This is a genomic window from Candidatus Arthromitus sp. SFB-turkey (genome assembly GCF_001655775.1).
Classification (GTDB): domain Bacteria; phylum Bacillota; class Clostridia; order Clostridiales; family Clostridiaceae; genus Dwaynesavagella; species Dwaynesavagella gallinarum.
Map to the genome: position 1 here is coordinate 1 of NZ_LXFF01000010.1, position 3,323 is coordinate 3,323.

Annotated in this window: 4 protein-coding genes and 1 tRNA gene; 2 read left to right on the top strand and 3 right to left on the bottom strand. The window is 26.6% G+C overall.

Translation table 11 applies throughout. The features are described 5' to 3' along the window. Nucleotides 1-21 precede the first annotated feature (21 nt). Nucleotides 22-97 (top strand) — tRNA-Lys (locus tag A6P36_RS01515). Between the two features lie 32 nt (nucleotides 98-129). Here A6P36_RS01515 and A6P36_RS01520 read toward each other — a convergent pair. The 3 genes from A6P36_RS01520 to A6P36_RS01530 are packed head-to-tail and all read right to left on the bottom strand — an operon-like array spanning nucleotide 130 to nucleotide 2,433. Next, nucleotides 130-471, bottom strand: coding sequence for a hypothetical protein (locus tag A6P36_RS01520; RefSeq protein ID WP_066760448.1), 342 nt, complete (start codon nucleotides 469-471; stop codon nucleotides 130-132). Nucleotides 472-475: 4 nt separating this feature from the next. Next, nucleotides 476-1,708, bottom strand: coding sequence for a DUF1576 domain-containing protein (locus A6P36_RS01525; protein WP_242861612.1), 1,233 nt, complete (start codon nucleotides 1,706-1,708; stop codon nucleotides 476-478). A 17-nt stretch (nucleotides 1,709-1,725) separates the two neighbouring features. Continuing rightward, nucleotides 1,726-2,433: a 5'-methylthioadenosine/adenosylhomocysteine nucleosidase gene (locus tag A6P36_RS01530; protein WP_066760450.1), complete on the bottom strand. Its 708-nt coding sequence runs from the start codon at nucleotides 2,431-2,433 to the stop codon at nucleotides 1,726-1,728. 124 nt (nucleotides 2,434-2,557) lie between these two features. Here A6P36_RS01530 and A6P36_RS01535 point away from each other — a divergent pair. Further along, nucleotides 2,558-3,323 (top strand): tRNA threonylcarbamoyladenosine dehydratase (locus A6P36_RS01535; RefSeq protein ID WP_066760451.1); only part of this gene is annotated, 766 nt, incomplete at its 3' end.

Below are 3,323 nucleotides of genomic sequence, written 5' to 3' on the forward strand. Positions count from 1 at the left end.
GAGAGTAGGTCATTGCCAGTTGGTTCGTTAGCTCAGGTGGTAGAGCACATGACTTTTAATCATGGTGTCCGGGGTTCGAGTCCCCGACGAATCACCAAAAATGAAAAGTGAAAGGGTATTTTTTTCCTTTCACTTTTTTCTTATTATTTCTATTCTTAAAATATTAGAAGTAATGTTAATTATAGCTTTATCACTCATTACTCCTATCAAAGATAGTTCACAATCCATATCAGATTCTCCGGTTAAGTTCCAATAGTATTCTTCCATTTCTATGCATCTAGGTACATTTAGAAGGTTTGTTATTGATTCTATTGTTTCTTTGTCTAAATTTACATTTGTAGCTTCTATTGTTATTATTGTTTCTTCAGGGTTGTTTTTTATATTTAAATTTATGTCTTCAGCTCCATATTTATAGGCAAATAATATTAGTTCTTCAGCCATTCTTGCATTTCTTTGTCTAATATGTTTCATTTTTTTAATCTCCTTTTTTAATACCATCTATTATTGGAAGTAATATCATTGCAACTAAACCTGCAATGAATCCATTATTATAAAGGTTTACTCCTCCGCTTATATGTCCTATATTGTTTATGAGAGTAAGATGTATAAATCCTGAAATTACACCAATAATAAATCCAAATTGTCCTGCAATTGGGGCAAGAGATGTTGAACCTAATGTTGTTAGTATGATTGTAGGTGTGTTTAATGGTGTATTTTTTAAATATGCTGTTAAAATCACACCTATAATAATTGGCGTGACATTAAAAATATGTTTTCCTAAGGCTCCAAAACCTACAACACCTAAAAGTAATGCCATAACTGCTCCATTTAGATCTCCATTTATTATTAATACATAGAATAAAAAAAATAATCCGAGTATTCCCATATTTAAAAATGTATTATTTTTATACAACAGATAGTAATCGGTTACAGTTCTTCCAGAATGTCTTAGAATTTTTGAAAATTTAAATATACATTCTTTGTTTATTCCCAGTATTATTAATGTTATAAATAAAATTATAAGTAATATTATAATAGGAATTTTATATTGTGTACTCCATAAGAAAGTTGTTTCAAATTCTATTCCGAAATATTTTAAAACTGATATTAGCACCATTGTTATTAATCCATTTGCAAAACCAACATTGTAAAGGTTATATCCTTGATGCATTTTCAAAGTAAATTTTGCCAAAGGTGGGAGAATTATCCCTAAGGAAATTGATATTATAGTCGAAATTGCAAGAGTAATGTATATATTAAAATTTAAACTTTTAAATATTTCAATTGATAGAGGTGCAAGAGCAGTTGATAATGTGGCTATTAAAATATAGTTTGAAAAAGGTTCATTTTGCATTTTGGAATAAATGTACACTCCAATTATTGTTGGCCAAATATTTATAAAATTTTTTCCTATCATTGAAAATCCTAGAGTTAACCATAGAGACATTATCATAGAACCACTTGGTTTTATTTTATTTATTTTATATAAAAGTAAAATAAGTAAAGATGTTATAGATGAATTTAAAAGGGTTGCACCCATTCCACCTACGTACATATAGTCAGTTAAAAGTATACTTCCATTTAAAAGTATTTCCTTAAGACCAATAATTATTTCTGTTAAAGGAGTTGTTAATAATCCAAATATTCCTATAAATATAAAAATAATTAAATGTATTAAGTATATATCATTATATTTTTTTAAAACCAATCTAATAAATTCACTCCTTAAATAATATTTTTAATGATATTTTTGATAATTATATATGAGTTTTTTGAAGATTCTTTTAGAAAATTATTAAATTCGTTTTCGGCTACATCTCCACCAGTATCTGATATAGCTCTTATTATTAAAAATGGAATATTGTTTAAATAGCATGTTTGAGCAATGCTCCCACTTTCCATTTCACATGCTAATGCATCAAAAGTTTTCTGTAAATTTTTAGAGAGTTCATTATTAGATATAAACTGATCTCCAGTTACTATTCTTCCAATATGATAATTAAAATTTTTATTTTTTTTGCAAATTTCTAAACAAATTTTTTCACCAATTTCTAGGAGTTTTTTTTCACATTTAAATGAATAAGTTCCTATATTTGGAATTTCTCCTAGTTTATAACCAAATTTACGTACATCTACATCATGTTGTACTAAATCTTTTGCAATTATTACGTCTTTAAAATTTACTTTAGAATCTATTCCTCCTGCAACACCGCTGTTTAAAATATAAGTGCAGTTAAATTCAGATATTAATATTTGTGTGCATATGGCTGCATTTACCTTTCCAATTCCACAAATAACTCCTACAACATTTTTTTCATTTAAAGTTCCTATTAAAAATTCTAAATTAGATTTTTTTATTGTTTTTTCTATTTCAATATCTTTTGAAATAAGCTCAAATTCCTCTTTCATTGCACAAATTATACCAATTTTCATAAAAATCTCCTTAAAATAAATTTCAAAATAAATTATAATAAAAATGAAACTCTATATACAAGAAAAATATATTTGTGTTACAATGTTTTATGTTTTATTTGAATTATTAAAAGAGGTGATGTTTGTGATTCAACATGGATTGTCAAGAATGGAATTAATTATAGGAACAGAATCTTTAAAGGATTTAAGAAATAAAAAAGTTGTAGTGCTTGGTCTTGGAGGAGTTGGATCATATACTGTTGAAGCTTTGGCAAGATGTGGTATAGGACATATTGTTTTGGTAGATGATGATACTGTTTGTCTTACAAATTTAAATAGACAAATACATGCTTTATATAACACTATCGGTAAATTTAAAACTAGTGTAATGAAAGAAAGAATAGAGAGCATTAGTAAAAAAATTAAGATTACTGAAATAGTAAAAACAGTTACGAAAGATAATATTTCAGATTTTATAGATAATGATACTCATTATGTAATTGACGCGCTGGATACTATATCAGCTAAAATTGCATTAGCAGAGTATTGTGAGAAAAATAATATACCACTTATAAGTTGTATGGGAACTGGAAATAAATTAGATCCAACTCAATTTAAAATAACTGATATTTATAAAACTAAAAATTGTCCGCTATGTAAAGTGATGAGGTATGAACTTAGAAAAAGAGGTGTGAAAAAGCTAAAAGTTGTATTTTCTGAAGAGATTCCTAAAAAACCTAAATTAGATGAAGTAGTTAGTTGTATAAATGGATGTGTTTGTAATTTTGATAATGGAAGAAGTTGTACTAATAGACGTCAAATACCTGGAAGTATATCTTTTGTTCCACCAGTAGCAGGATTTATATTAGCAGGAGAAGTAATTAATACATTTTTAGACAAAAAATATGATT

Excerpts from the sequence above, each read along its gene's own strand:
- A6P36_RS01520 (WP_066760448.1), bottom strand. The coding sequence starts at position 471 with ATGAAACATATTAGACAAAGAAATGCAAGAATGGCTGAAGAACTAATA.
- A6P36_RS01530 (WP_066760450.1), bottom strand. The coding sequence starts at position 2,433 with ATGAAAATTGGTATAATTTGTGCAATGAAAGAGGAATTTGAGCTTATT.